A 25,622-nucleotide genomic window follows, 5' to 3' on the forward strand; every position below is an offset into this window, starting at 1 on the left:
GGCATTTGGTGGATGCCTTGGCATGCACAGGCGATGAAGGACGTGATACGCTGCGATAAGCGTCGGGGAGGTGCGAATACCCTTTGATCCGACGATTTCCGAATGGGGCAACCCACCTTAGATAGCTAGAAAATCAATTTAGTTGGCACTCACTTGTAGGGGTTCACACCTATACAGACCGCTAGGTCGTCGGCCCATGTGGGCCGCCCCTGCGGAGCGAAGCGGCGTAGCCGCGACAGCGTGAGCAAGAACTAAATTAATTTCTAGTTATCGTAATAAGGTATCTAACACTGAATACATAGGTGTTAGAAGCGAACCTGGGGAACTGAAACATCTAAGTACCCAGAGGAAAGGACATCAAACGAGACTCCGCTAGTAGTGGCGAGCGAACGCGGACCAGGCCAGTGGCTTTTGTGAATAAAGTGGAACGAGTTGGAAAACTTGACCGAAGTGGGTGATAGTCCCGTACACGTAGAATAGCAGAAGTCCTTGAGTAGGGCGGGACACGTGAAATCCTGTCTGAACATGGGTCGACCACGATCCAAGCCTAAGTACTCGTGCATGACCGATAGCGAACCAGTACCGTGAGGGAAAGGTGAAAAGCACCCCGACGAGGGGAGTGAAACAGTACCTGAAACCGGATGCCTACAAACAGTTGGAGCCCAAGATTTGTTCTGGGTGACAGCGTACCTTTTGTATAATGGGTCAGCGACTTAGTGTATCGAGCAAGCTTAAGCCGGTAGGTGTAGGCGCAGCGAAAGCGAGTCTGAACAGGGCGTTCAGTTCGATGCATTAGACCCGAAACCAAGTGATCTAGCCATGAGCAGGTTGAAGGTACGGTAACACGTACTGGAGGACCGAACCCATATCTGTTGCAATAGATCGGGATGACTTGTGGCTAGGGGTGAAAGGCCAATCAAACTTGGAGATAGCTGGTTCTCCGCGAAATCTATTTAGGTAGAGCGTCGACCGAATACCCCCGGGGGTAGAGCACTGGATGGGCTATGGGGACTCACCGTCTTACTGATCCTAACCAAACTCCGAATACCGGGGAGTACTAGTCGGCAGACACACGGCGGGTGCTAACGTCCGTCGTGGAGAGGGCAACAACCCTGACCACCATCTAAGGTCCCTAAGTTATGGCTAAGTGGGAAAGGATGTGAGGATCCCAAAACAACCAGGATGTTGGCTTAGAAGCAGCCATCATTTAAAGAAAGCGTAACAGCTCACTGGTCTAAATAAGGGTCTTTGCGCCGAAAATGTACCGGGGCTCAAGCCATACACCGAAGCTGTGGATGCACATATGTGCGTGGTAGCGGAGCGTTCCGTAAGCCTGTGAAGGGACAGTCGTGAGACATCCTGGAGGTATCGGAAGTGAGAATGCTGACATGAGTAACGATAAAGGGAGTGAGAGACTCCCTCGCCGAAAGTCCAAGGGTTCCTGCTTAAAGTTAATCTGAGCAGGGTTAGCCGGCCCCTAAGGCGAGGCCGAAAGGCGTAGTCGATGGGAACCACGTTAATATTCGTGGGCCTGCAGGTAGTGACGGATCGCGTGTGTTGTACGTTCTTATTGGATTGAACGTGCAGCGAAGCGGTTCCAGGAAATAGCTCCTGCATATAGACCGTACCCTAAACCGACACTGGTGGACTGGTAGAGAATACCAAGGCGCTTGAGAGAACTGCGTTGAAGGAACTCGGCAAAATGCACGCGTAACTTCGGAAGAAGCGTGACCCTCATTTGGGCAACCAGATGGGGGTGGCACAGACCAGGGGGTAGCGACTGTTTACCAAAAACACAGGGCTCTGCGAAGTCGCAAGACGACGTATAGGGTCTGACGCCTGCCCGGTGCTGGAAGGTTAAGAGGAGATGTGCAAGCATTGAATTGAAGCCCCAGTAAACGGCGGCCGTAACTATAACGGTCCTAAGGTAGCGAAATTCCTTGTCGGGTAAGTTCCGACCTGCACGAATGGCGTAACGACTTCCCCGCTGTCTCCAACGCAGACTCAGTGAAATTGAATTCCCCGTGAAGATGCGGGGTTCCTGCGGTTAGACGGAAAGACCCCGTGCACCTTTACTATAGCTTTACACTGGCATTCGTGACGACATGTGTAGGATAGGTGGTAGACTTTGAAGCAGGGGCGCCAGCCTTTGTGGAGTCATCCTTGAAATACCACCCTTGTTTTTATGGATGTCTAACTGCGGCCCGTTATCCGGGTCCAGGACCGTGTATGGTGGGTAGTTTGACTGGGGCGGTCGCCTCCTAAAGAGTAACGGAGGCGCGCGATGGTAGGCTCAGAACGGTCGGAAATCGTTCGTCGAGTGCAATGGCATAAGCCTGCCTGACTGCAAGACTGACAAGTCGAGCAGAGACGAAAGTCGGTCATAGTGATCCGGTGGTCCCGCGTGGAAGGGCCATCGCTCAACGGATAAAAGGTACGCCGGGGATAACAGGCTGATGACCCCCAAGAGTCCATATCGACGGGGTTGTTTGGCACCTCGATGTCGACTCATCGCATCCTGGGGCTGGAGCAGGTCCCAAGGGTATGGCTGTTCGCCATTTAAAGCGGTACGTGAGTTGGGTTCAGAACGTCGTGAGACAGTTCGGTCCCTATCTGCCGTGGGTGTAGGAATATTGAAAGGATCTGTCCCTAGTACGAGAGGACCGGGATGGACGTATCTCTGGTGGACCTGTTGTCGTGCCAACGGCATAGCAGGGTAGCTATATACGGACTAGATAACCGCTGAAGGCATCTAAGCGGGAAACTAACCTTAAAACGAGTATTCCCTATCAGAGCCGTGGAAGACTACCACGTTGATAGGCCGGGTGTGGAAGTGCGGCAACGCATGCAGCTTACCGGTACTAATAGCTCGATCGACTTGATCACTCCCATTTACAATATCCATCAAGCTTCGCTTGATGATCTTTATCGCTCACGCCAGTCTGGCTTCGCCAGACGGCTGCGCGGGCGCGCCGGAAAACCGGCGGCACGCAGTCGCGTGCTTATTGTTATCAGTGCAGACAAGACTAGGAGCAAAGGCCGGATACAGGCGCAGCCCAAACATACTGCCCTATTCCCCTACTGCCTTACTGCCCTAATCCAGCTTCTCAATTTGTGTTCTTCGCCGACCTGGTGGTTATGGCGGAGCGGCTGCACCCGATCCCATTCCGAACTCGGCCGTGAAACGCTCCAGCGCCAATGGTACTTCGTCTTAAGATGCGGGAGAGTAGGTCGCTGCCAGGTCTGCAAAGCACACAAATCAAACACATCTTCTCAAAATACATACAAAACAGTTTGCATCAGCGTCAGACGCAAAAAAATACCGATTAAACAATAAGTGAGAGCGGCTTGGAGCAGCCCGTTCGGCCTAAAATCGATTCACTGGATCGATTTTTTAACGGCCTCACCTCATCAGGCTACGCCTGACTTCGCTCCCGGGCCAATAAGGTTCGCAACTAATAGCGCGGGGTGGAGCAGCCCGGTAGCTCGTCAGGCTCATAACCTGAAGGCCGCAGGTTCAAATCCTGCCCCCGCAACCAACGATCCCTGCGATCCCAAAGAGCCCCCTCCGTGGGGCTTTTTTGCGTTTTGGCTTTCGCCCGTCCGGCCAAGGAGCGCGTCCAGAAGCTCCTTCTCCTTCAGGAAGTCCGGGTTCTTCTTGCCAGATGCAAAAGTCAGGATCGCCGCCAGATCGCCGCGCAGCACGATCACCAGTTCATCATTGTTCGGAACCAGTTCGATGCGACTGACGAGCGCGCGCAGGCGGTCAGCCGCTTTCGCCCGCGTGGCCTCATTGTGGAGTTGATCGTGGAGCGCTGCTATCTGTTCGTGATACACTTTGGCCATGTTGGGATGAAGAAGGGCAGGCGGTTCCTCGGCGCCTTCGAGGAAGGCGCCCAGTTCCTTCTTGCGCGCTTCCAGCTTGGCGCCCCGTTCCTTCACCATGTCCACCGTCAGCGCCTCTTTGAGGTAAAGATCGAGGATCCTTTCAAGTTCGCGATCGATCTTCTTGATCTCGGCCTCAGCCGCCTCGATTGAGACGCGCGCCGCCATCCGGGCCTTGTTCACTTCCCGCGTAAATTCCTCGCAGAAATCCTTGAACAGTTCCGGTTCCATCAGATGCCTGTCGAGCCCGTTCAGCACTGAGGCTTCAAGCGTGTCGCGACGGATATTGATCCAGTTGTCGCAGGTGCCCTTGTTGCGGGCGTTGGTGCAGCCAAGAAGGTCTTTGGAGATCATTGAATAGCCGCCACCGCAGCAGCCACACTTGATGAGGCCGGTGAACAGATGCTTTGGCCGGCGTCTGTCGCACAGGAAGTTCTCGGACGTATCTGACCAAGGATCGTGCGCGAGTTTCTGTTGCCGCTCTTTTACGGCATCCCAGATGTATTGATCTATGATCCGGAGATCAGGAACGTCCTGAATAGCCCATTCGCTTTCCGGGTTCGGGCGCGATACGCGCTTACCAGTATCGGGGTCTTTGATATAGCGCAGCCGGTTCCAGACCAGCTTGCCGATATAAAGTTCGTTGTTGAGGATGCCAGTCCCGCGCTTCGGATTGCCATGAATGGTGGACGGTCCCCATTCGCTGCCTTGCGGCCCTGGCACGCCCTCGTCGTTCAGCGTCATGGCGATGGCACGCGACGACTTTCCTTCCAGATAATCCATGAAGATGCGGCGCACGACATTCGCTTCTGGCTCGTTGATTGCGCGCTCGCCGCGGCTGGCCTCGCCGGCCTGATCGAACTGGCGCACGACGTCATAGCCGTAGCAAAGTCCGCCGCCCGATTTGCCGTGCTCGATCCGGCCGCGCAGGCCGCGCCGTGTCTTGTCGGCAAGGTCTTTGATATAAAGCGCGCCCATCGTGCCCTTCAGGCCGATATGTAACTCGCTGATCTCGCCTTCTGACAGAGTGACGATGCTGACGCCGGAGAAGCGCATGCGCTTGTAGAGACCGGCAATGTCTTCCTGATCGCGGGAGAGACGGTCGAGCGATTCCGTCAGGATCACGTCAAAGCGGCGCTTCAATCCATCGGCAATCAACTCCTGCACACCGGGGCGTAGCAGTGACGAACCGGAAATCGCCCGATCGGTATAGCTGTCAACTACGGTCCACCCTTCCTTCTCGGCGCGGGCGCGGCAAATGCGAAGCTGGTCCTCGATGGAAGCGTCGCGCTGATTGTCGGAAGAATAGCGGGCGTAGAGCGCAGCTCTCATGAGACGGCCTCCCTATTTGCGGAGGCGTTCGCGGGCGGCACGCTCCTGTTCGGCTTCAACGAATTGGCGGGCAGCCTGCCGGGCGAGCATTCGAACGAATTCCCGAAGGCGCGGATCGGGCTTCGACGGATCGTAGGCCGGCATGGTGTCGGACGGCACGAGGACCACCCGCACATTGCTTGCCGTTGTTCCTTTCCGCTTTGCCACAACCTGATCTCCGCCGGTGAGCGGACCATTCCGCTCCGGGCAAAGACTGGGCCGGAAGCTAGCCAATGTGAATGCGAAATCGCGGGCATTGCAGCGTACTCCGTCATAGAGCGCCGTCCCTCATCGCACCGCTTCGTAATCAAGCGTAGATCATGCGGCGGGAAAAGAGGGCGTCGGCGTAAGAATACTTGAATTTTGCGGCGGGCGAATCCCCCATTATTGGAATAATATTGCGTTTTGCAGGCAAGCAATCGCCCAGAGGAAGCTTTAACTTCACGCCGCAACTTGACACAGAGTGGGCGGATGAGCGCCTCGGCGGATATGCCGGGCTGACCACGCAATGTGGATGCCTGTCAGCGATAATGGCTGGTTTGCGTCTTAATCCGGCCTTTGGGACAAGTTTGGCGGACGCCTGAACAGTCGGTCCGCTTATGACTTTCGCTAAGCGCCATTTGCCGCTTCGATTGAAGCGCGCCAATTGCTGACGACGACCTACCAAAGGATGCCGACTGGTGGCAGGCCGACGCGGCCGTGTACACACTCGGGACGACGATCGCGAAGGCAGGTTCACGTGAAGCGTTTCGCGAAGTCGATCACGACTACCCCCTTGCCGTCGCCCGGCTTGCCAGGCGCATGGTACGCCGCGCTTGGCTGTCGTCTCCGCCATGGGCGCCAACCGCAATTCGCCCTTCTTCTATTCGCGGGTGAAGGGCGAACTGGAAGCGGATCTGGCTATGCTGGACTTTCCGTCACTGACCCTCGTGCGACCGGGGCTGATTGGCGGCGACCGGGCCGAACGGCGTGCCGGCGAGCATGTGGCTACGCTTGCTAAAACTTTTCGGCCCCGTCCTCCCCAAGGCTTGGCAGATCAATCCCGCTACAAGGATCGCGGAGGCTCTGCTCGAAGCCGCGCTTGGTCGTCGCACAGGAACGAGGATCATCGGTTCGGCGGAGATGTCCTGATCCTTAGGAACGGTTCAGGTTCTTCGAACATGTAAACGTGCGGCACGGCCAGTTGCATGAAATGGACACTTTGAAGGGCTGATACGGCTCGGTTTTCCTGAGTCACGGCATCAGCGAAGCAGCGCATCAGACGGATGAGTTCAGCTATGTGATCCAGAGGTACGTATCCGCCGTTGGATTGTTCTGTTGGACGCACTGTTCTTCGGCCAACGGCTCAACTGGAATAAAGTGGTTGGGACTGGAACTCGCTGACCGTTCGGAACTCTCAGGCAGCCCTTGAGGCGGGGCGATGCCTGACGGTAAACGTCCGCGAACCAGTAATAACTCAAGGGGAAGTAACGTCGCGATCGCCTGGCTCGACTAGAAGACGACACCCGTTTCATGGCTGATCAGTAGATCGGCAAGTTTCTGCGCTGCAGGTCCCAATGCCTCGTCCCGGCGGTGGGCAAGATAGGCACCAGACGTGATCTCGCCATTGCGACCGATGGCGTTGACATTGAGTCGCACGAGCGTTCCCTGTTCCAGGTCCCTCTCAACGAGCCAATGGGGGAGCCGCCCCCAGCCCGCGCCCTCCAGGATGAGGTGATGTTTGGTATCCTGCGTGTTGACGCGGCAGGTCTGTGACGAAACCACCCCGAAATCCCGGCCTGCTGATATGTCGGACGGGTCGGTCAGAACGATCTGGAGATGATCGGCAACATCCATCAGCTCCAGTGGTCGGCCCGCATGGCGGTGGGCCAGCGGATGGCTTGAAGCGACGACCGCGACCTGGCTGATGGATATCAGCGGCTCGAATTTGATACGGGGGTCGCGGAAATCTTCACCCACCATTACCGCAAGCGCACAACGGCTCTTCCTGAGCGCATCGAGCGGACCGCCCATAGCCTCCGACCATACACGGACGGCAACGGCAGGGTAATCGTGTCGCATTCGTGAGATCGCGCGTGCGACCTCGTGCATGGGAAAGAGCGTATCGACAGAAATCGCGAGTTCCGTCTCGACGCCATGCGCAAAACCGCGCGCCTGGGCGCGCAATACGTCCACGCGCAGAATGATGTCGCGTGCGTTGCCGAGCAATACCTGCCCCTGCGGTGTCAAGGCCGGCTTGTAGCCGGAACGGTCGAACAGTTCCACGCCAAGCGCGGCCTCAAGGTTGGCGATGGTGGCGCTGACGCCCGACTGGACGCGCGAAAGCTTCTGGGCTGCAGCGCGGAAGCTGCCGCTGTCGGCAATGGTTACGAAAGTCCGGATCTGATCAAGCGTAAGGGCATCCAGCATGATCTTTCCTCATGATCAACTATATCATTTTTATATCACTTATTTCGCTCATCCATTTGATGCAACCTTCCGCTCAATGAAATCAACGCGCGAGGTCGACGAGATGACGAAGGTGCTGGTGCTTTACTATTCCTCTTATGGTCACGTCGAGACGATGGCTTCGGCCGTGGCTGATGGCGCGCGTGAGGCGGGTGTGACGGTGGCGATCAGGCGGGTGCCTGAGCTTGTTCCCGAAGCGGTTGCTGCGAAGTCCGGATACAAGGTCGACCAGTCCGCGCCCGTCGCAACGGTGGCCGAGCTTGCGGATTACGATGCCATCATCATCGGAACGCCGACCCGTTTCGGCAATATGGCATCGCAGATGAAGAACTTTCTCGACCAGACCGGTGGCCTCTGGTTCGAGGACAAGCTGGTCGGAAAAGTCGGCAGCGTCTTCACCTCAACCGGCAGCCAGCATGGCGGGCAGGAAACAACGATCTTGTCCACCCAGACCGTTCTGTTCCACCTCGGCATGATCATTGTCGGCCTGCCTTACAGCTTCAAGGGCCAGATGCGGATGGACGAAATCACCGGCTGCTCGCCCTATGGTGCATCGACGCTGGCCGATGATGGATTGGGAGGGCATCGCGAGGTCAGTGAAAACGAGCTGGAGGGCGCGCGCTTCCAGGGACGGCATGTCGCCGGGATCGCGGCCACCCTCGTGGCCGGGCACGCGGCAAGGGGCTCGTGATGGACACGCCATCAACAACGAAAGCAGTATCCACGCACTGGACCGCCGTGTTCGTCATCGTTGGCAGCGGAATTGCAGCCGCCTTGCAGGTTGGCAAGGCGGCGATTGCAGCGCCCCTGTTGCAGAATGATTTCGGAAACGGGCTGACGGCGATCGGCTGGCTGACTGGAATATTTGCGCTCATCGGCCTTGTCGGCGGCATTCCGACCGGGGCGTTTGTTGCGCGTTTCGGTGCGAGACGCATCCTCATCATCGGGCTCCTGGTCACGACAGTCGGCGCGGCGCTTGGCGCGGCGATACCGGGACTGCCCAGCCTGTTTTGTGGCCGCATTATCGAAGGGGCGGGTTTCCTGTTGGTGACGGTCGCGGCGCCCTCATTGCTCCAGGAGGTTACGCGACCAGCTGATAGTGATCTGGCCTTCGCCCTCTGGAGCTGCTTCATGCCAGTCGGCATGGCGGTGGCGATGCTGGTGGGGCCGTTCTTCGAGGACTGGCAGAGGATGTGGTGGGCAAGCGGGGCGCTGGCGCTGGCCATCTGCATCGCTGTTCCACTTGTCATTTCCGCTGGCGGGCAAGGCCAGATCATGTCCTGGAACGGCTTGCGCCGCGACAGCATGACCGTGGCACGCGACCGTAGCGCTGTGGGGCTGGCGATCACCATTGCGCTCTACAGCATGATGTTCTTCGCGGTCTTCAGCTTCCTGCCGGTGCTGCTGATGGAGCGGTTACAGGTGACGCACCAGACGGCCGGACTGCTCAGTGCACTGGCCTCGGCCGTGAACGTCATCGGCAATCTGACGGCGGGCCTGCTCCTCTCCAGGGGCTTTAGCCGCCCGGCGCTCCTGATCGCGGCATGCCTCGTCATGGGACTGGCCAGCTTCGGGATCTTTCTCCCTGTTCTGCCGGACGGTGCGGCCTTCGGCCTGTGCCTGTTGTTCTCGACTGTCGGCGGTGTGATCCCGGCAATCCTGCTGTCCTCCGCGCCACTCGTGGCGCCAGCGGCAAGGTTGGTTCCGGTCGTTCTGGGTCTGATCATTCAAGGCAGCAATCTCGGACAGATTCTTGGTCCGACAGCCATCGGCGGCGCACTGGATCGGTTCGGCTGGGATTCAGCCGCCTACATCGTGGCGGGCACGGCAGTGATTGCCGTGCTCGTGGTGGCCTCGACGCTCAGGCGGGTCGGGGCACAGCGGGTAAGCTTCGGGATGGGAGAGCATTGATGAGAATCGAATTCAACCACACGATCCTGGCGACGCAAGACGCACACGGCTCTGCCCTGTTTCAGGCTGAAATGCTCGGACTGCAGTCGCCGCGCAGATGGGGGCCATTCTGGATGGTCAAGCATCGGCAATCTGCCACATGGGCGCATACGCCTTGGGGGCCGCTGCATACGCCGTGAAAGCGGCCAGCCTAGCCGCCTCAGATCAGGCCGAAGCCGCCGACAAAGAGATTGCTTGGCAACTCGGACAGGTTACGGCGGAAGTGCAGGCTGCACTTTTGCAGCTTCCGCCTGTTGGCGAGAACAAGTCTGGCCCGCTCGGCCCGGGTCTCCTAACTTCAGGTCAACTCGGTGAGATTATCTGCCAACTTCAAACCGGGCTTGCCAAAATCGGTGCAAACTGACCACACCGCGAACGGCAAGTATGAGGTATCGACCATTGGCGACGGGATGACCGAAATGGGGGTCGGAAGCTGTTGGACCGTTAAGCGTCTTATTGCAGACATTACTGTACAATTCACACGCACTCCAAAGCGGTCATTCCGCTTTTTCTGCTACTAACGACCATTATTAGGTGGAAAGCGGAATGACAGGTTGTGGGCGGCCGCGCGAGCTTTGCCGCCTTCCTCAGGGTCGATGCCTTCCGCCGGGAGCGCTTCCTCCACAGACATCGAAGCAACCATCAGGCAACATCGCTTTAATCGAGAAGCTGACACTGCAGCCGCGATGCCTAATGACCTTAAGGTTGCTCGTTGCTACGTGGCATGTGGCGAACAAGCGCGTTTGACGATGGGAGCGAACGCACTTAACTTCGCGCTTCGCTAGTACTTCCCTAAAGTGCTATTGTTCTGGTGGTGGAGGAAAAATGAAAATAGTTCGACTGGACATAGACGGCTTTCGCGGTATCCAGAACGGAAAAGTTCTGTTTGGCGATTTCACTATTCTAGTTGGCGCAAACAATGCAGGAAAGACAACTGTTGTCGAGGCGCTTGCACTGCTCCTCGGGCGCGAGCGCTTGGTGCGCCACCTCACGGAACACGATTTCTTTGGCACCGATCCTGTCGCGGCAACAAGATTAAAAATCGTCGCCACAATTTCGGGTTTCGCTCACAACGACCCCGACCAACATCATGACTGGTTCCGTCAGGGACGCGGTGTCGAGAAATGGTTTGATCCCGTCAGCGGCGACCTACATCCGTCCGCTACAGAGCAGGCGACGGATCTTGCTTGCCAGATCGCATTCTGTGCGCGCTTCGATCGCACGACGCTCGAAACGGATACGGTGCGGTACTTCTATGATGGCGCACACGACGATGACCCGTTCGCGGATGACTCGCCGATCGTGCCGCTCCCTATCAGCCTAATCAAGGAGCTTGGTCTCTTTCTCGTGCCCGCAAGCCGGACTTGGGACCGGATGATGTCCTTTGGCTCCGATCTGTTCCGGAAGACGGTTGCTTACGCGGGGGGTAATCCAGCGGAGGCGGTGCTGGCCGAGCGGGACAGGCTGCGCAATCCCGAACAGCCGCTGGAGAAAGACGAAAAACTTGTCGCGCTCGTCGGTGAGGTGAACGACGATCTCGAAACGCTCTTCGGCCGCCAGATCGATCTTACTCTTAGATTGACCACGACCGACAGCGACGGCGTACTCGATGCCGTGATGCCGCACTTTCAGGAAGTGGGGCGCCCGCCGTTGCCCGGCCGTCGGCATGGCAACGGCATCATTTCGCTTCAGACTCTCGTGCTGCTCATGCGGTTTGGCAGTCTGCGCAAAGCGCGTGGCGACAACTTTATCATGTTGATAGAAGAGCCCGAACTGCATGTTCCGCCGCCGCAGCAGAGAAAGCTGCTCCACTATTTGAGGAAGATGGCAACGCAGACGATCATCACAAGCCATTCGCCGACCGTCTCATCGGTGGCGGATCCTCATCAGCTCGTATTGATGGTCAACCGCGGGGGCGAGCTATCCGCCAATCCGCTGCTAAAGTCGCCAATCGACCAGAACGCGACGGCGGTGCGGCGCTCGCTCTTTCTGACAGAGCGCGCGGCGACCGTTTCCGCGGTCATGCATCCCGCGGTCCTCGTTCCAGAAGGAAAGTTTGACGCGTCATGGCTACGCTTATTCGGGCGCATCGCCGATTTGACGGAGCATCCCGCAGACCCACAAGGGGCAACTTTTACGCACGAAGTAGGCGTTATTCCAACCAAAGATGCTCGTATTACGGAGACCTACCGCGACCTTGCCATTGTGCATCCTTCAATTACCTGCCTTGTCGACGGCGACGGGGCGGGCAATGACTACAAGGCCGCTTTGTCGGCAGGTGCATCACCGTGTCACCGGGTCATCCAGTGGCCGAATGGCTGGACGATAGAAGACGTTGTAGTGTGGGTGTGCAGCGCCGATGCGACCTTGATCGCACACGCTGATCTGGCGGCATTCGGCTTACCCGCAAATATCGGCGGGCTTGCTGACCATCTGAAAGCCGACGGAGCAAAGCGCGACGAAATTCTCCACAACACACTGGCCGATGTGATAGTCGGCAGGCCGGCATGCAGCCGCCGCGTGCGGCACGTTCTTTCAGTTCTGGCAGCGATCGCCACCGGCAAACCGCCCTTTGCGAACTCGGCCCATGCCGCAGGCCACGCGAACGGCGTAACCACCCATTGGACGTTCAACAGTGCCTTTCCGGGGATTTGAAGGACCGGCAGGCTCTGGCAAGACACACCGGCTCATGGAGTCCGTGGGAGAGCGGCTGGCGCAACAAGCAATGCTGCCACACCAGAAGGTGCTTGCACTCACTTTCATGCATGGCTCGCGCCGCCGGCTCGACGAGGAGCTTCGTTCGAATCCGCAGTTGCGCGGGAAGTCGGTCGCTATGACGATCGACAGCTTCGCATTGCAGATGTTGACGCGCTGGCGTTCGCTTGCAGCGGCGCTGGGCCTCGAAGCCGGAGATTTTAACGCAACCTGTAATTCTTGCGGACAACTGCTAGAAAATCCGCAAGTCGCGAGATGGGTTGCGCGCTCCTATCCAGTAATTCTGGTAGATGAGGCGCAGGAACTCGCGCTGCCACGCTTGCGCATCGTGAGCGCGCTCGCGCCGCATGCGTCTGTTTTTGTTGCTGCGGACGAATTCCAATGTCTAAATGAGGAGATAGATACCGGCCCGTTCATGGAGTGGTTTCAGGGCGGCGAAACTACCCAACTCAACCACATCCATCGAACGGCAGTTGCAGGCTTGCTAAACGCGGGTGCGAATTTGCGTCAGCTGGCAGCGCCCGTGAATGGACCAGGTTTGAGGATCGAGTACTCCTTCCCGAACGTTGCTCCGTTCAGAATCGGTGCGGCACTCTCCCAAGCTCAAGGAACGCGCGCTGTTCTGTTTCCGCCGGCAGGCCGTGGCTGGGCAGATTCTATCGCGAACAGGCTTGCACATGGTCTATACTCCGCCAATTACAATATCGCGCCTATCATGTTGAACCTCGAGCCACGCGCAGCCGACGAGATCGCATCTGTGATGGCTGTCATCGACGACGCTGATGGTCTATGTCCCGCACAGATTGCGGAACGCTTTGCGCAGCTAGAACATCCGCCACGCTGGGTGTCGCAAGTTACGGCGGCCGCTTTTCAATCGATGATCCTCCAGGGCAAGACGCTTTGGACCGCACCAGAACTTCGTGCCTTGGTCGAGCGGAAGGCTGCAAACTTTCGCGCCTATGCTAGCGAGCGCAGGCGCGGCATCCCACTGCTTGACATCCATCAGGCTAAGAACCGGCAGTTCGATCACGTCATTATTCTTTGGCCGCACGGAGTGCCAGGGAGCGATGAGTTGAAAGCCAGACTGCTCTACAACGGCATCACCCGCGCACGTAGAACCTGCAAGGTGTTCGTCCGCGGCCAAAACCTGCTCCAGCAAGCACCGTTCGTCTTCAACGTTGCCTGATGTGAAAACGAACGGCGGCTTCTCACTAAGTGAGCCAACCCTGTGAACGACCGAAATATGGTCGCAACCGGCCGATCGGCAACCGCCCTCATTGCGCTCATTGGAATTACTGTCGGGCTACCCAAGAGCGGACATACTTCCTGCGTCTCGGGGCTGTCCGCAGAATGCCGCCACGCTTGGTGCGCGCAATAATCGAGGGCGGCCCGGAGGTTATCAAGGAGTTCCTTGACCACGATTTGCATCTCATCCGAGACGACGCCGGTCTGCATCGCCGTCTCATAACGATCACCATGATCGTCACGGATCCAATCTTTGTGAACGTTGGCCCTCGCCACTAGCGCGGATGCCATTAAAAGTCGATCCATCTAAACCTCGGTCATCGGCGTTGGGGCTGACGGCGCGTCATCTTTCCGCGGTAATAGAATGATGGCCCAGTCGATCTTCGGCAAAGCGGCATTGATCGTAGTGCGCTCGAACTCTTTCAGCCCTTCGTGACTGGGATAGTTCTCGACAGCAATCGCTATTAGCCCTCTTGCTTTACTCTCGTCCCCAGAAAGGCGAAACTGCTCGGCACACCAGAGATTTACTGCGGCTTCGTAGAAGGCACCTCCCTGAAGTCCGCCTTTTCTGTGCTTCTTTTGATAGTAAGAATCGAGGAGCAATTCTGATTGTTCCAAACTCCAAGGTGGCTCGTTGTTGGTCATCACATGGAGGAAAAGACTATCGACCGTAGGCTGCTTGAGATCCGATTCATACTTTGAAATCAGCGCCTCGGCTCCCGGCATCTGGTTAGCGGCGCCCATATGCAGGAACCAGACTGCATAGATCACCAGCATGGGAACACGGTTCTCAACGGTCGCCAGTGTCGGCAGGTCTTGCTCTATCTTCTCAAGGAGGGGGCGAAGATCCGTGATCTGAGCCCCCGATTCTCTCATGTTGGCCGCAGCAAGCTGCTGCAGGAGCGCTCCCAAATGTTTTCGGGCCGTCCTATGGGTAAAGCCCGCGATATTCCCTATCCAGTAATGCGATGCCAACCGAATCGTAACGATGTTGGGTAAGGCCTCGCGGTAATTGAAGTCAGATGCAGGAGCGGGCTGTTGACGCTCGATAAAACTGAGAATGATATGCCGCGACAATCGGGCGAGGCCGTTGAACGTCAGTACCGGTTCGCCATGCTCGGTCTCGCAGCTTTCGAACCGCTCATCCATGCTATCGAGAATGCGAGGCATCGGTTTAAGCGCATGGATATAGGCTGACCGTATGTCGTACGCTCGATCAATCGCATGAACGAGATCGCTCCGCACGACCGGAGATGCAATGCCCTCCGCTTCTTGACGGAAGAACTCCGGCTTCAAATGTTCAAGCACAAAAGCCCGGAAACGTCGGCGTAGCGCGGTATGCTCGTTTTCGAGAATTGCCTTCCGGACGGCGTCCGCGACAGGGTAGGGAGCACCGTCTAGCGCGTTTTCGATACGTGTGCGTTTGGTCGCGTCGTAATCATCCCATTTCGCGGAGCCGGGTTCTTGCTTTTGGGCGAGTGATTCAAGGGCAGCTACGAACAACGTATATGAGAGGTCGGGATTGTCCGAGAGGCGATGGGCGGCGATGACATACTGCCGGATCGACCTCATTGCAGCCTCGAACGCGGGCCGATCGAGCTCTACCAGTCGCTCAACAAATCGTTGAAGCGTCTCGATGTCACCCGGCACCGACTGAATCTGGCCATCGAACATACGTCGTAGATAGCGGCTGGGAACACGTGCCGTTCCAAGGCTTGGATGTTTGTCAGCGATGAGACGCCGCGTCAGATCCGGGTCTGTCGTGCACGTGATGTTGAGAGCAACCGAAATCACGGCAGCAAAATCATTGGCTAGCGTATCGCCGCCGGTGGCAATCATGATGGAAGGCGAACCGTCCATATTCACCGCTTCGAGCTTTTCCATGATCTCGTAGGTGAACGTCGCCAATCCACCCATAGCCGACGATGGAAGAAGCCTGCCTACGACAGTGGACACCTCGTCATCGCGGAACATGCTGTAATTGCTGTAGAATATCCCGCGATGTAGCGTTTCATACAGCGCCACATCCCTAAAGAATTTGCCCGTAATAACTTGCAGCATAAGACGGCTTACCTATTCTCAATTTCCAAGCTCCAGCCAACGCGGCGCACATCGCCTCGCGAAGCTTCACGAGATTCATCGCCTTGAAATTCAGACTATTTCTAAACCGGGGGTCAAGTTTATATTTTTCTGCATTCATGAGCTGCAAAGCGACAATTCTACCCATGTTCAAACCGTAAGTTACGGCGATGCATGCGTCGTCTGAGCCGTCCGTCACCTCACCAACGCGAGGGATGACAGTGGAAACAGCGAACTACGAACCGGCCTGCTTTGGTGGTGGGTGCCCAAACCCTCTTTCTCTTGCGCGAAGGATCGTCACCAGCAGGGGCGGAAAGGAGCCGATCACGACGGCCTTCTCTCTCGATATCGCATTTATTTGCGGGATCGTAGCGCGCGGGCAGTTGCGTTCAGGGCGCAAATGACTGTTTGAACTGGATTTGTACCGAACTCTTGCACATCTGTAGACGGCATAGCAAACATGATGGGGCCGGGAGCCGTCATTGAGATCAATCCTCTTCAACGTCCGCTATTCGAACCTTGGTGGCCAATAGCGGACTGTCCGAAGACGGCCCCATATACGACATTTTTATAATAAGTTCAGGCTGAGCGCTCCGCGCGCGTTGTCCTGATCAGCTGCGGCTGGCGCCTTGCCGATCCTGTAGGGGAAACCAAGGGGCGTTGCCCCTTTCTCCCCTCAAGCGCCGCCTGCGCATGGCAGGGTCGCCCGCTTCTCAGGACGGCTCACTGTTTGCATGCTCTTCATTATCCAATCCGTTCCGCTTGCGCGCAACCCGGCCATGCTCGCCGGCACTTGTCCCCTTCCATCCCCGCGCGCTCTCGCGCCCCCGGAAGGCATGTCGGGGGACATGCCTTCGGCAATTAAGGGAAAAAGAGGAACAAGGACCATGAACATCATCACCAGCAGCCATAACAGCCAGCCAGTCAACAAGGGTTTCCGCGTGGACGTGTCGCGGGGAAGCCTCAACAGCCGCGTTTCGTCGGAATGGTTTTCGCGGCCGGACGATGAGCGGTTTCTTTCGCTCACCGAGCTTTACGACGCCGTGAAGACGCGGGCGGATCGCGCCACGGCCCGCACCGTCGAAAGCCGCGCCGTGCGCGTGGACGCCAGCCGCGACAATGCGGAAAGGCTTTCGCTTATCGTCCCCGGACAGGAAGAACCGATTGCGCCGACGCATTGGAGTTTCGGCCAGCTTTGCAGCCTTGTCGGAGCGCCCGCAACTTATATGCGCCAGCTTCCCGCGCCGCTGGCGGGCATCAACCTACAGCATGGCTTGCTTTCGCATCGCGCCGAATTGGTCAAGACGCTGGAAACGGAAGATGGCCGCGTTGAATTGCGCGCCGTGACCGGCCCGGATTATGGCCGCATATGGGATCATGAACTTGTCGCCGCCGTGATGAAGATCGCGGGCAATGGCGTCGGCGATACCATGTGGAAGGTGCCGGGAACCTTGGATTGGGCGACCATGACCCACAATCCTTTCGTGGACGTCACCAAGGACAACACCACACTCTACGCCAGCGATCGCGATGTGTTCCTGTTTCTGGTGGACGACACCCACCCCATTGAAGCCGGACGCCTGCCGAACGGAGAGCCTGATTTATACTTTCGCGGCTTCTATTGCTGGAATAGCGAAGTCGGCAGCAAGACGCTCGGCATCGCCTCTTTCTACCTTCGCGCGGTTTGCTTGAATCGAAATTTGTGGGGCGTCGAAAATTTCGAGGAAATCACCATTCGCCACAGCAAGTTTGCGGCGCAGCGTTTCGCCCATGAAGCCGCCCCCGCGCTTCGCAGCTTCGCCAATTCCAGCCCCGCGCCCTTCATTGCCGGGATCAAGGCGGCGCGGGAAAGGATCGTCGCCCACAACGATGAGGACCGGGAAAGCTTTCTTCGCCGTCGCGGTTTTAGCAAGGCCGAAACCGGCAAGATCATCGAAACGGTGTTGCAGGAGGAAGGACGGCCCCCGGAAAGCATCTTCGATTTCGTGCAGGGCATGACAGCGCATGCCCGCACCAAGACCAATCAGGATACCCGGCTTGAACTGGAGGGAAAGGCGAAGACCTTGCTTAAACGGGCATCCTGACAGCCAAGGCCGCGCCGTCAGAAATGGCGGCGCGGTCTTGCCGCAGATTGAGCCGATCCTTTCCGCAAAGCCCGGTTTCAGCCACCGTCAAACCGGATCGGCGGCGTCCGCCCGTGGACGGCGCCGACGCCGCTCGCCGGTCTGCGACCGGCTCGCAAGACCACACAGAGGTTTTTCAACCGGCCACTTTCCCTTTTCCGGAATCACTAGTATATTGGGTGGAAGTGCAATAGTCTGTCGGTGACAGCTTTCCCATGAGCTTACGGGAAAGAGTCGCCAAGAACCTGCGTCGGTTGAGACATGATCGATCCATGTCACAGGAAGAACTTGCCCATCGCGCCCAGCTCAACCGCAACTATGTCGGCATGCTTGAGCGTGAGGAATACGCTGTTTCCGTCGATACGCTCGAGAAGCTCGGCGCAGCACTCGACGTCGATCCGATCGAATTCTTCCGCACCGATCCCTGAGAGAGGCGGAAGGGCAGACCTATACTTTTTGCTAAGACGTTTCAGCAATAAGGTTATTCCGCAATTGCGGATATTACCGTCATGAAACTGTCGCCCTGTGAACGGATAAAATATAGGCCCGTTTTTAGCGTGGCTTTCGGCGAAGAGGCCCCATGAACAAGGCTTTGAAGGACGATGGACCGCCCTTGACCGATAGGGTGAACGCCTATGATGAAGCCCATCTGGCAACTTATCTTCGTCTTCTGGATGCCGACGAGGAAGGTGCTGACTGGCGCGACGCCGTGCGCATCATCTTCGGTATCGATGTTGAAGCCGACCCGGAACGCGCCAGACGCATTCACGAAACGCACCTTGCCCGCGCTCGCTGGATGACCGAGATCGGCTATCGTCATCTTCTCGGAACACGCATGCAATAGTCGTTCCGGCCGGTTACATTCGAGACCGTTTGTATTCCAATTATCTGTATTCCGACTCCGGAAACTTCCCCAATACTCTGACCATCCCAAGGTTGAGTTTCCCAAGGGGAGTGGCATGGAAGCATTGCAGGACTGGACTTCAGCCCGGTTCGATGACGAGCTGGGCCATCTTGAGCGCGGTGGTGTGACCTTCGAATTTCTTCGCCGCAACAAGCGATACCGAAATGACTACGAGGAGGCGCTGTCCAGCGCCGCTCCCGACAAAACGAAACAGGCTGAAGCCGAGCAGCGTTTGTGCCAACGTTGGGGGATCACCTTTCCCGGTTGATCCATCTCACCCGGCCTCGGTGGCACGGCCGCTCTGGCATCCGCGGATGTTTCCGGCAACCGTCATCATTGAACCTGCACCGGCAGGTTTCAACGGTTGCCCGTTGCTCGATCCGTTCGCTCCTGCCTTTACAGGGCATATGGCAGTGGACGGATTTCATGCCGTCGTCAGGGATAAATATGGCGATCATCATGTCTGGCTTCCGCAGGGGCAGCGGGTCATCAATGCCGTCATGTGGATACCGCCTGACGAGTATTACGATGAGCGGGAGCAATGCGTCAGGCGGTTTTACTGCTGGCTGGCCGGAAAGCCGTCCGGCCCGTTGCCGCGCTGGTTACGCTTTTCCCGTTACCAGATACACAGGTTAAGTCTGATGCTGCGCGTATGGGATGGCGTTGAGGCGGGCGCATCGCGTCAGGAAATCGCCAGCGTCCTGTTCAACGCCGAACTCGGCAAGCTGCGTTCTATCGACTGGAAAAACACGTCCGAACGAAGGCGTATTGCCCGGCTTTATGGCGCTGCGCAGGAGCTGATCAACGGGGGCTATCCGCGCCTGCTTTGCCCGTTCCAGAAATTTCCCGACAATCTGCGCGATAGCTGATCGCCGCCTCTGACCTCTGCCGTTCGTCGGCTTTGGTGTGACCGGCATTGGGGGGACATTTACGGAGGCGATAATTTTGTCACTCCGCCGAGCCGCATATTTTTCGCCATCCTCGCAATCGAACCGCCGCTCCGGCGGCGACTGCGATGGAGGCCCGCAATGCAACAGAAGACCGAAGAGAATTGGCCGCGTTTCGTTCGCACGGTGGAAGCTGCCCGCCTTCTCGGCCTCTCTCCCCGGACGCTGGAAAAGCACCGTTGTGACGGAACCGGTCCGATCTATCGCAAGCTCGGCGGTCGTGTCGTCTACACCGTCACCGATCTTCAGGCATGGATTGATGCCGCTGCCCGACTATCGACGTCCGAAGTCGCACCACCCCGACTGTTGCAGGTGATGGACACCGACCCAGCCACTGACCTTGCTGCTGACGCCGCGTGCTGACCGGACGCCGTCATGTCTTCGCACCGGATATATCAGGGTCAGCAGCTTGAACTGTTCAGGCCATGTGGCGGCGACATCGCCGCCCGCGATGCGCAGGATCTCATGGCGTGGCCGTTTTTCTCACTCGCCAAGTCGCGGCGGGTGACGCCGATCGACTTCCGCATGGGGGACATATCGATCCGTGTCGAAGCGACGGCCGAACACGGTATGGCGACAATCTGGGACGCTGACATTCTGATATGGGCGGCGTCGCAGATCGTTCAGGCCCGTGACAATGGCTTGCAGACTTCGCGTTTCATGTTTGCCACGCCATACGAAATCCTCTCCTTCATCGGTCGTACCGATTCCGGCCTGAACTACGGTCGATTGAAAGCGGCATTGGACCGCCTTCAATCGACAACCGTTGTCACGTCGGTCCGCCAGCTATCGGAGCGGTGGCGGCATCGCTTCTCATGGATCGCAGAATGGAAAGAACAACTGGATGCAACCGGCCGGCCGCTCGGCATAGAACTTATCCTGGCGGACTGGTTCTATGCCGGCGTCATTGACGACGCCCTGATCCTTACTATCGACCGCGCCTATTTCGATCTGATGGGCGGTCTTGAACGCTGGCTTTACCGTCTCGTGCGCAAGCACGGCGGAAGCCAGACATGGGGCTGGAGCTTCGATCTAGAACACCTGTACCTCAAATCCGGTAGCCTATCTCCTTTCCGGCGGTTCCGTTTCGAACTGCGCACCATTGTCGAGCGCCAGCCGCTTCCGGGCTATCACCTCGCGCTTGCCGAAGACCCTGATGGCAGACAACGGCTAACGTTTCGTCCCCAGGCGCCGAAGAAAATCATTGTACCTCGTAAGCGAGCAGGGGGCAGGCAATGATTGGTTCAGCTTGCGGCTTTGGCCGATGGATAAGGTGTGGACAGGCCCGTACTATCAGGAACGCTGCAACCCGTACTATCGGGAACGCGATTGCCGTACTATCGGGAACGCTGACGGCCTGTATCTCCATGAATCCAAAACAGGATTCTGGCTCTGCTAACTTACCTAACATAGAATCCTTCGGATTCTTCCTAACGCAACCCGTCAAAAATAGCTGTTGTGGAGGAGGGCACCGATGAGGGTAGGCGCTACCTCTCCCCGAACGCAGGTCCAACTGACGTGGATAGCGAACCGTATCGAGCAGCGCATCCACTTCGGCCGGATTGCTGAAGAACAGCGCATTGACCGTCATCACCGTATGGTTAGCTTCGATCCCGGCGCAGTCTTTGCCTTAGTCAGATGGGCTGCGAACGATTACGGTACCGTTGTTTCCCGCATTGACATTCTGCGCGCGGTCGCCCCCGGTGAGAATTACCAGACAGTACCAATGGTCTATCCCGGCGGGAAAATCCTGCTGCGTACTCATGGCTGGCCGAAGGTCGAAAAGGTGCTGCATGTCATCGAAGCGATTGAGCGGAGTGGCATCGACCCGGCGGACGTCGCGCCCGATCACTGGCGGCACATTCACAACCGTCTCACCGTCAACGAGCCATTCCGAGTCTACGGCCGCGAACAGCATCGCGCATGGTTGCTGCGTCGGGAGTTTCAGCCATGACCGCCCGTCGCATGACGTTCCTCGCAATGCTGGCCAGCACGGCACTGATCGTGCTGCCGGTCTGGAATCCGCCCGCTATCCGCGTGATCTGGAACGCATCGGCCAGCGTGCCGGTCGGCCTCTACCGGATCGTTTCGCTGGATATGGTAGAAGGCGACCGTCTGGACGTCACCGACCTTGCGGTCGTGATGCCGCCCGACGATCTGGCCGGCTTCCTTGACGAGCGCCGCTATCTGCCGCGCGGCCTGCCGCTCCTCAAGCGCGTGCTGGCGCTTTCCGGAACGACCGTCTGCCGCAACGGCGCGGAGATTACCACCTACGGCATGACCTACGGGCAGGCCCGCGAGCGCGACGGCCAAGGCCGTCCGCTGCCCGTCTGGCAAGGCTGCCGGACCCTTCGCGTCGGCGAAGCCTTCTTCATGAACTGGGACAGTCCCGACAGCTTCGACAGCCGCTATTTCGGACCGCTTCCCCTGACAACCGTCGTCGGTCGGGCAATCCCGCTCTGGACCGCCGACGATCTCGATCCGGCCGCGGAAACCTTCCGCGAGCCGGTTTCCGACGAGCCGTGAACGGCTCGCTTCTCTAACCGAATGAGGTTTACCGCTATGGCCAAGATAGGCACCTTCACCCGCAACAATGATGGCTTCTTCGGCCGCATCCGCACGCTTACCCTCGACGCCGAGGTGACCATCCTTCCCATCGATGAGACGGATGCCGAGAATGCGCCGAACCATCGTATTTTTGCCGATGGCCTCGAAGTCGGCACGGCATGGGACCGAACCGGCGAGCGCGCAGGCGCGTATCTCTCCGTCGCCATAGACGATCCTTCCTTCGTCGAACCGATCCGCGCCCGCATGTTCGAGTCCGACACCAAGAAGGACGTCTGGAATCTTCACTGGACCCGCAAGACGCGGCGCGACGAACAGGCCTGACCGTCATGCCCTGCCATCCTTCCCGCGAACTTTCAGGCTCACTCCCCTTGATCGATCGAACGCCGATCACTCCCCTCGACCCGATCGCCCATCGGGCGGCCGTCGCGCGCAGCGGCGGTCAAGGGCGACGGCCTGTTTTCCGGAGAACGGACACGTCTTGCGACGATGCCCGTCCGGAAAATGTTGGCCGGCGGCGAAGCCTTGCCCTTGACCAGAGCGAGCACGATGGCAGGCTGATGGGCAATCGGGACGGCGGACCTCGCGCCGCCTTATCCGCGATCATGGCTCTGCTGATCGCAGGCACCATGATCGTCACGCTGCCATGCGCGGCAATGGCCGGTCCGCTGGTGACAGTGCGCACGGCCGCCGTTGCATCGCCCGATCCGTTGGCCGATCATATCGCAGAAGCAGCCAAGCGCTTCGCCATTCCCGAACGCTGGATACGCGCCGTCATGCAGGCCGAGAGCGATCATGATCCGCACGCCATCTCGCCAAAAGGCGCGATGGGCCTGATGCAGATCATGCCCGCCACATGGCAGGAACTGCGCTCCAAACAAGGCCTTGGCGACGATCCCTATGATCCTCGCGATAACATTCTGGCGGGCGCTGCCTATATCGCGGAACTGCATGATCTCTACGGTTCGCCCGGCTTCCTCGCTGCTTACAATGCCGGTCCCGGCCGCTACGAAAAGCACCTTGTCACTGGTGATCCGTTGCCCGCCGAGACGGTCGTCTACATGGCGAAGATCATCCCGCAGATCGACGCGGACGCCGCCGTTGCTTATCGCACGGCGGATCGTCCCACGCGCTCCGAATGGTCCGCCGCGCCGCTCTTCATCGCCCGCGCAGCGGTTCCCGCTGGCGACGGCAACACAGCTGACACCGGCAGGATCACCGATCTTTCGGCGCTCGCACCGCCGTCCGATGGCCTGTTCGTGCGTCGGTCTCAGGCGCAGGAGGCACGTCCATGAATTTCGTGGTGCCGGGTGGTCTAACGAGCGTCATCGTAGCTCATGCGGGATGGCGAGGAGGAGCGGCGGCGACGTCCGATTTAAGGCAAGATAAAAGGCCGCACATCGCGGCTTGGATGGTCGGTTGTTTTGATTGGCTTTTTTCCGGCTTTCCGCACATCGCGGGCCATAGGTGCGATGTGCGCACCCTGAATTTATCGAATATTTTCAATGAAACCTGCACCTCGCAGCGAGTGACCCCATGAGCCGGGACGATGATTTTCGCGTCCGGCCTGGACGCATCCGCTCCAGCAAGGCCCAGCGGGCACGGCCGTTCGTCGCTCAGGCGCTCGCCGCCGCGCAGAAGGCCGGCGGGCATGTTTCGCGCGCCGGCAAGATCACGTCCGGCAAGGGCCGTGGACCGAGCTTTGCTCGTGGCCGCGTGGCAAGCGTTCGCGCCAATCGTCTTATCACCAACCGCACCCGTTTCTGCACGGTGAAGGCCCGTATTGTCCGCAACAAGGGCGACCGTGGCCCGCTTGCCCGTCACCTCAACTATCTTCGTCGTGATGGCGTCACCCGCGCCGCGAACGAAGTGAGCAATGGGGAGCAACACGAAAAAGCCTGCATGTTCGGTCCCGAAACCGACAATGCCGACGCAAAGGAATTTGCCGATCAGTGCAAGGACGACCGGCATCATTTCCGGTTCATCGTCTCGCCGGAAGATGCCGCCGATATGGAAGACCTGAAGCGGTTCACGCGCGAGCTGATGGCGCAGGCGGAAAAGGATCTCGGCACGAAACTCGAATGGGCGGGCGTCGATCACTGGAACACCGACAATCCCCATGTGCATGTCATCGTGCGCGGCCGCACTGATGACGGGCAAGACCTCGTGATCGACCGCGACTATATCAAGAGCGGATTGCGCGACCGGGCGCAGGATCTCGTGACGCTGGAATTGGGACCGCGCACCGAATTGGACATACGCCGTTCGCTGGAACGACAGATAGAGGCGGACCGCTGGACACAGCTTGATCGCCAGCTTCTCCGTGACGCCAACGAGCAGGGTATCATCGACGTTGCTCCGTCTCCGGATAAGCAGGCCGACGATTATTCGATCCAGAAAGTCGGCCGGCTTCGTCACCTCGAACACCTCGGCCTGGCTGAAAGCGTCGGTCCCTGCCAATGGAGCATATCCGGCGAGGCCGAAGCCACCTTGCGCGAGCTTGGGCTACGCGGCGACATCATTAAGCGGATGCACCGGGCCTTGACGGAGCAGGGCATCGAGCGAGGCGCTGCCGATTACGTGCTGTCCGGCGAGGCGCAGGGCGAGCCGGTCATCGGCCGGCTGGTCGAGCGCGGCCTGGACGACGAGTTGCGCGGCACGGCCTTCGCGGTGGTCGACGGCGTGGACGGCCACACCCACCATATCCGCCTTCCCGATATTGAAGCAGCGGGGGACAGTGCGCCGGGTTCCATTGTCGAACTGCGCTCTTTCGAGGATGCCCGTGGCGAGCGCCGCGTCGCGCTGGCCGTTCGTTCCGATCTCTCCCTTGAGGCTCAGACCACGGCCGACGGCGCCACATGGCTCGACCGCCAGCTTGTCGCCCGCGTTTCCGTCGATCTCGGCGGCGGCTTCGGGCTGGAGGTGCAACAGGCGATGGAGGCGAGGGCCGAACATCTGATCGAAGAGAGGCTGGCACGGCGCGAGGGGGGGCGGGTTATCTTCGCCCGCAATCTTCTCAGCACCCTCCGCGAACGTGAACTGGACGCACTCGGCGAAAAGCTCTCGCAAGAAATGAACATGCCATTTCGCGAAGCGGCCGCCGGGGAATATGTCGCCGGCACCTACAGCCGGCGTTTCACCCTGGCGTCCGGTCGCTTCGCGATGGTCGATGATGGTCTCGGCTTCAGCCTCGTGCCGTGGACGCCTTCCGTCGAAAAACATATCGGCCAGCACATATCCGGTGTGGCCCGCGCTGACGGTGGTGTAGACTGGAGTTTCGGCCGCAAGCGCGGGCTGGGCTTGTGAGAAAGCCAAGGATAACACACCGCAATGCGCAAGTATTTTTTCGATGGCTTTCGCCAGCCTACGATACACGTGATCAATGGCGTT

Annotated in this window: 24 protein-coding genes, 1 tRNA gene, 2 rRNA genes and 1 pseudogene (1 of these 28 running past the window's edge); 24 read left to right on the forward strand and 4 right to left on the reverse strand. The window is 58.4% G+C overall.

Going from position 1 to position 25,622, the window contains the following annotated elements:
- From AC0TNJ_RS13470 to AC0TNJ_RS13485, 4 genes are all read left to right on the forward strand, one after another.
- Positions 1-2,886, forward strand: a 23S ribosomal RNA gene (locus AC0TNJ_RS13470); it begins 16 nt to the left of the window's first position.
- 242 nt (positions 2,887-3,128) lie between these two features.
- Positions 3,129-3,243, forward strand: a 5S ribosomal RNA gene (gene rrf, locus AC0TNJ_RS13475).
- 219 nt (positions 3,244-3,462) lie between these two features.
- A tRNA-Met gene (locus tag AC0TNJ_RS13480) sits at positions 3,463-3,539 on the forward strand.
- 31 nt (positions 3,540-3,570) lie between these two features.
- Complete coding sequence (locus tag AC0TNJ_RS13485) at positions 3,571-4,038, forward strand: hypothetical protein (RefSeq protein WP_245670601.1); 468 nt, start codon at positions 3,571-3,573, stop codon at positions 4,036-4,038.
- Between the two features lie 150 nt (positions 4,039-4,188).
- Here the strand turns inward: AC0TNJ_RS13485 and AC0TNJ_RS13490 are convergent.
- Positions 4,189-5,217, reverse strand: a pseudogene (locus AC0TNJ_RS13490) (recombinase family protein); the annotation flags it as partial.
- A 12-nt stretch (positions 5,218-5,229) separates the two neighbouring features.
- Positions 5,230-5,424, reverse strand: a complete 195-nt coding sequence (locus AC0TNJ_RS13495) for a hypothetical protein (RefSeq protein ID WP_063881611.1) — start codon at positions 5,422-5,424, stop codon at positions 5,230-5,232.
- Between the two features lie 647 nt (positions 5,425-6,071).
- Here AC0TNJ_RS13495 and AC0TNJ_RS13500 point away from each other — a divergent pair.
- The gene (locus AC0TNJ_RS13500; RefSeq protein ID WP_124915751.1) at positions 6,072-6,422 is read left to right on the forward strand and encodes a Rossmann-fold NAD(P)-binding domain-containing protein; all 351 of its coding nucleotides are present in this window, start codon (positions 6,072-6,074) and stop codon (positions 6,420-6,422) included.
- 325 nt (positions 6,423-6,747) lie between these two features.
- Here the strand turns inward: AC0TNJ_RS13500 and AC0TNJ_RS13505 are convergent, their stop codons facing one another.
- The gene (locus AC0TNJ_RS13505) at positions 6,748-7,665 is read right to left on the reverse strand and encodes a LysR family transcriptional regulator (RefSeq protein ID WP_063881613.1); all 918 of its coding nucleotides are present in this window, start codon (positions 7,663-7,665) and stop codon (positions 6,748-6,750) included.
- A 103-nt stretch (positions 7,666-7,768) separates the two neighbouring features.
- Between AC0TNJ_RS13505 and wrbA the strand changes: the two genes are divergently transcribed.
- From wrbA to AC0TNJ_RS13535, 6 genes are all read left to right on the forward strand, one after another.
- Positions 7,769-8,395: an NAD(P)H:quinone oxidoreductase gene (wrbA, locus tag AC0TNJ_RS13510; RefSeq protein ID WP_063881646.1), complete on the forward strand. Its 627-nt coding sequence runs from the start codon at positions 7,769-7,771 to the stop codon at positions 8,393-8,395.
- Complete coding sequence (locus AC0TNJ_RS13515; protein WP_063881614.1) at positions 8,395-9,615, forward strand: MFS transporter; 1,221 nt, start codon at positions 8,395-8,397, stop codon at positions 9,613-9,615. Before wrbA ends, AC0TNJ_RS13515 begins: the two co-directional genes overlap by 1 nt.
- Positions 9,615-9,794: a VOC family protein gene (locus AC0TNJ_RS13520; protein ID WP_151602390.1), complete on the forward strand. Its 180-nt coding sequence runs from the start codon at positions 9,615-9,617 to the stop codon at positions 9,792-9,794. Before AC0TNJ_RS13515 ends, AC0TNJ_RS13520 begins: the two co-directional genes overlap by 1 nt.
- Positions 9,755-10,018 carry a hypothetical protein gene (locus AC0TNJ_RS13525; RefSeq protein WP_371835709.1) on the forward strand — a complete coding sequence of 88 codons (264 nt, stop codon included), beginning with the start codon at positions 9,755-9,757 and terminating at the stop codon, positions 10,016-10,018. The genes AC0TNJ_RS13520 and AC0TNJ_RS13525 overlap by 40 nt, the downstream gene beginning before the upstream one ends.
- A 461-nt stretch (positions 10,019-10,479) precedes the next feature.
- Positions 10,480-12,309, forward strand: coding sequence for an ATP-dependent nuclease (locus AC0TNJ_RS13530; RefSeq protein WP_063881616.1), 1,830 nt, complete (start codon positions 10,480-10,482; stop codon positions 12,307-12,309).
- A 34-nt stretch (positions 12,310-12,343) separates the two neighbouring features.
- Positions 12,344-13,555 (forward strand): ATP-dependent helicase, encoded by a 1,212-nt coding sequence (locus tag AC0TNJ_RS13535; protein WP_063881617.1) that lies wholly within the window; start codon positions 12,344-12,346, stop codon positions 13,553-13,555.
- A gap of 365 nt (positions 13,556-13,920) precedes the next feature.
- Here the strand turns inward: AC0TNJ_RS13535 and AC0TNJ_RS13540 are convergent, their stop codons facing one another.
- Positions 13,921-15,675 carry a hypothetical protein gene (locus AC0TNJ_RS13540; protein WP_063881618.1) on the reverse strand — a complete coding sequence of 585 codons (1,755 nt, stop codon included), beginning with the start codon at positions 15,673-15,675 and terminating at the stop codon, positions 13,921-13,923.
- A gap of 905 nt (positions 15,676-16,580) precedes the next feature.
- On the opposite strand from AC0TNJ_RS13540, the gene AC0TNJ_RS13545 reads away from it, so the two are divergent.
- From AC0TNJ_RS13545 to AC0TNJ_RS13605, 13 genes are all read left to right on the forward strand, one after another.
- Positions 16,581-17,777: a DUF932 domain-containing protein gene (locus AC0TNJ_RS13545; protein ID WP_473771394.1), complete on the forward strand. Its 1,197-nt coding sequence runs from the start codon at positions 16,581-16,583 to the stop codon at positions 17,775-17,777.
- Positions 17,778-18,031: 254 nt separating this feature from the next.
- Positions 18,032-18,244 (forward strand): helix-turn-helix domain-containing protein, encoded by a 213-nt coding sequence (locus tag AC0TNJ_RS13550; protein ID WP_063881620.1) that lies wholly within the window; start codon positions 18,032-18,034, stop codon positions 18,242-18,244.
- 152 nt (positions 18,245-18,396) lie between these two features.
- A complete protein-coding gene (locus tag AC0TNJ_RS13555) occupies positions 18,397-18,660 on the forward strand; it encodes a DNA -binding domain-containing protein (RefSeq protein ID WP_063881621.1) in 264 nt (87 codons plus the stop codon).
- 115 nt (positions 18,661-18,775) lie between these two features.
- Positions 18,776-18,988: a transcriptional regulator domain-containing protein gene (locus AC0TNJ_RS13560; RefSeq protein WP_151602385.1), complete on the forward strand. Its 213-nt coding sequence runs from the start codon at positions 18,776-18,778 to the stop codon at positions 18,986-18,988.
- Between the two features lie 46 nt (positions 18,989-19,034).
- Positions 19,035-19,589, forward strand: coding sequence for a DUF2285 domain-containing protein (locus AC0TNJ_RS13565; protein WP_235817945.1), 555 nt, complete (start codon positions 19,035-19,037; stop codon positions 19,587-19,589).
- 159 nt (positions 19,590-19,748) lie between these two features.
- A complete protein-coding gene (locus tag AC0TNJ_RS13570) occupies positions 19,749-20,030 on the forward strand; it encodes a helix-turn-helix transcriptional regulator (protein ID WP_022567450.1) in 282 nt (93 codons plus the stop codon).
- A gap of 12 nt (positions 20,031-20,042) precedes the next feature.
- Positions 20,043-20,906 (forward strand): replication initiator protein A, encoded by an 864-nt coding sequence (locus tag AC0TNJ_RS13575; protein WP_063881622.1) that lies wholly within the window; start codon positions 20,043-20,045, stop codon positions 20,904-20,906.
- Between the two features lie 235 nt (positions 20,907-21,141).
- Entirely contained in the window at positions 21,142-21,621 is a 480-nt protein-coding gene (locus tag AC0TNJ_RS13580) for a DUF2840 domain-containing protein (RefSeq protein WP_031352349.1), read from the forward strand.
- Positions 21,618-22,193: a S26 family signal peptidase gene (locus AC0TNJ_RS13585; protein WP_063881623.1), complete on the forward strand. Its 576-nt coding sequence runs from the start codon at positions 21,618-21,620 to the stop codon at positions 22,191-22,193. The genes AC0TNJ_RS13580 and AC0TNJ_RS13585 overlap by 4 nt, the downstream gene beginning before the upstream one ends.
- Positions 22,194-22,229: 36 nt before the next feature.
- Entirely contained in the window at positions 22,230-22,556 is a 327-nt protein-coding gene (locus tag AC0TNJ_RS13590) for a DUF736 domain-containing protein (RefSeq protein WP_063881624.1), read from the forward strand.
- Positions 22,557-22,603: 47 nt separating this feature from the next.
- Positions 22,604-23,527, forward strand: coding sequence for a lytic transglycosylase domain-containing protein (locus tag AC0TNJ_RS13595; RefSeq protein WP_244634875.1), 924 nt, complete (start codon positions 22,604-22,606; stop codon positions 23,525-23,527).
- Positions 23,524-23,772, forward strand: a complete 249-nt coding sequence (locus AC0TNJ_RS13600) for a hypothetical protein (protein WP_138725444.1) — start codon at positions 23,524-23,526, stop codon at positions 23,770-23,772. The genes AC0TNJ_RS13595 and AC0TNJ_RS13600 overlap by 4 nt, the downstream gene beginning before the upstream one ends.
- The gene (locus tag AC0TNJ_RS13605; protein ID WP_063881626.1) at positions 23,769-25,538 is read left to right on the forward strand and encodes a relaxase/mobilization nuclease domain-containing protein; all 1,770 of its coding nucleotides are present in this window, start codon (positions 23,769-23,771) and stop codon (positions 25,536-25,538) included. Before AC0TNJ_RS13600 ends, AC0TNJ_RS13605 begins: the two co-directional genes overlap by 4 nt.
- The last annotated feature ends 84 nt before the right edge of the window (positions 25,539-25,622 follow it).

The sequence above is a fragment of the Ochrobactrum sp. PL_is483 genome (assembly GCF_055816855.1).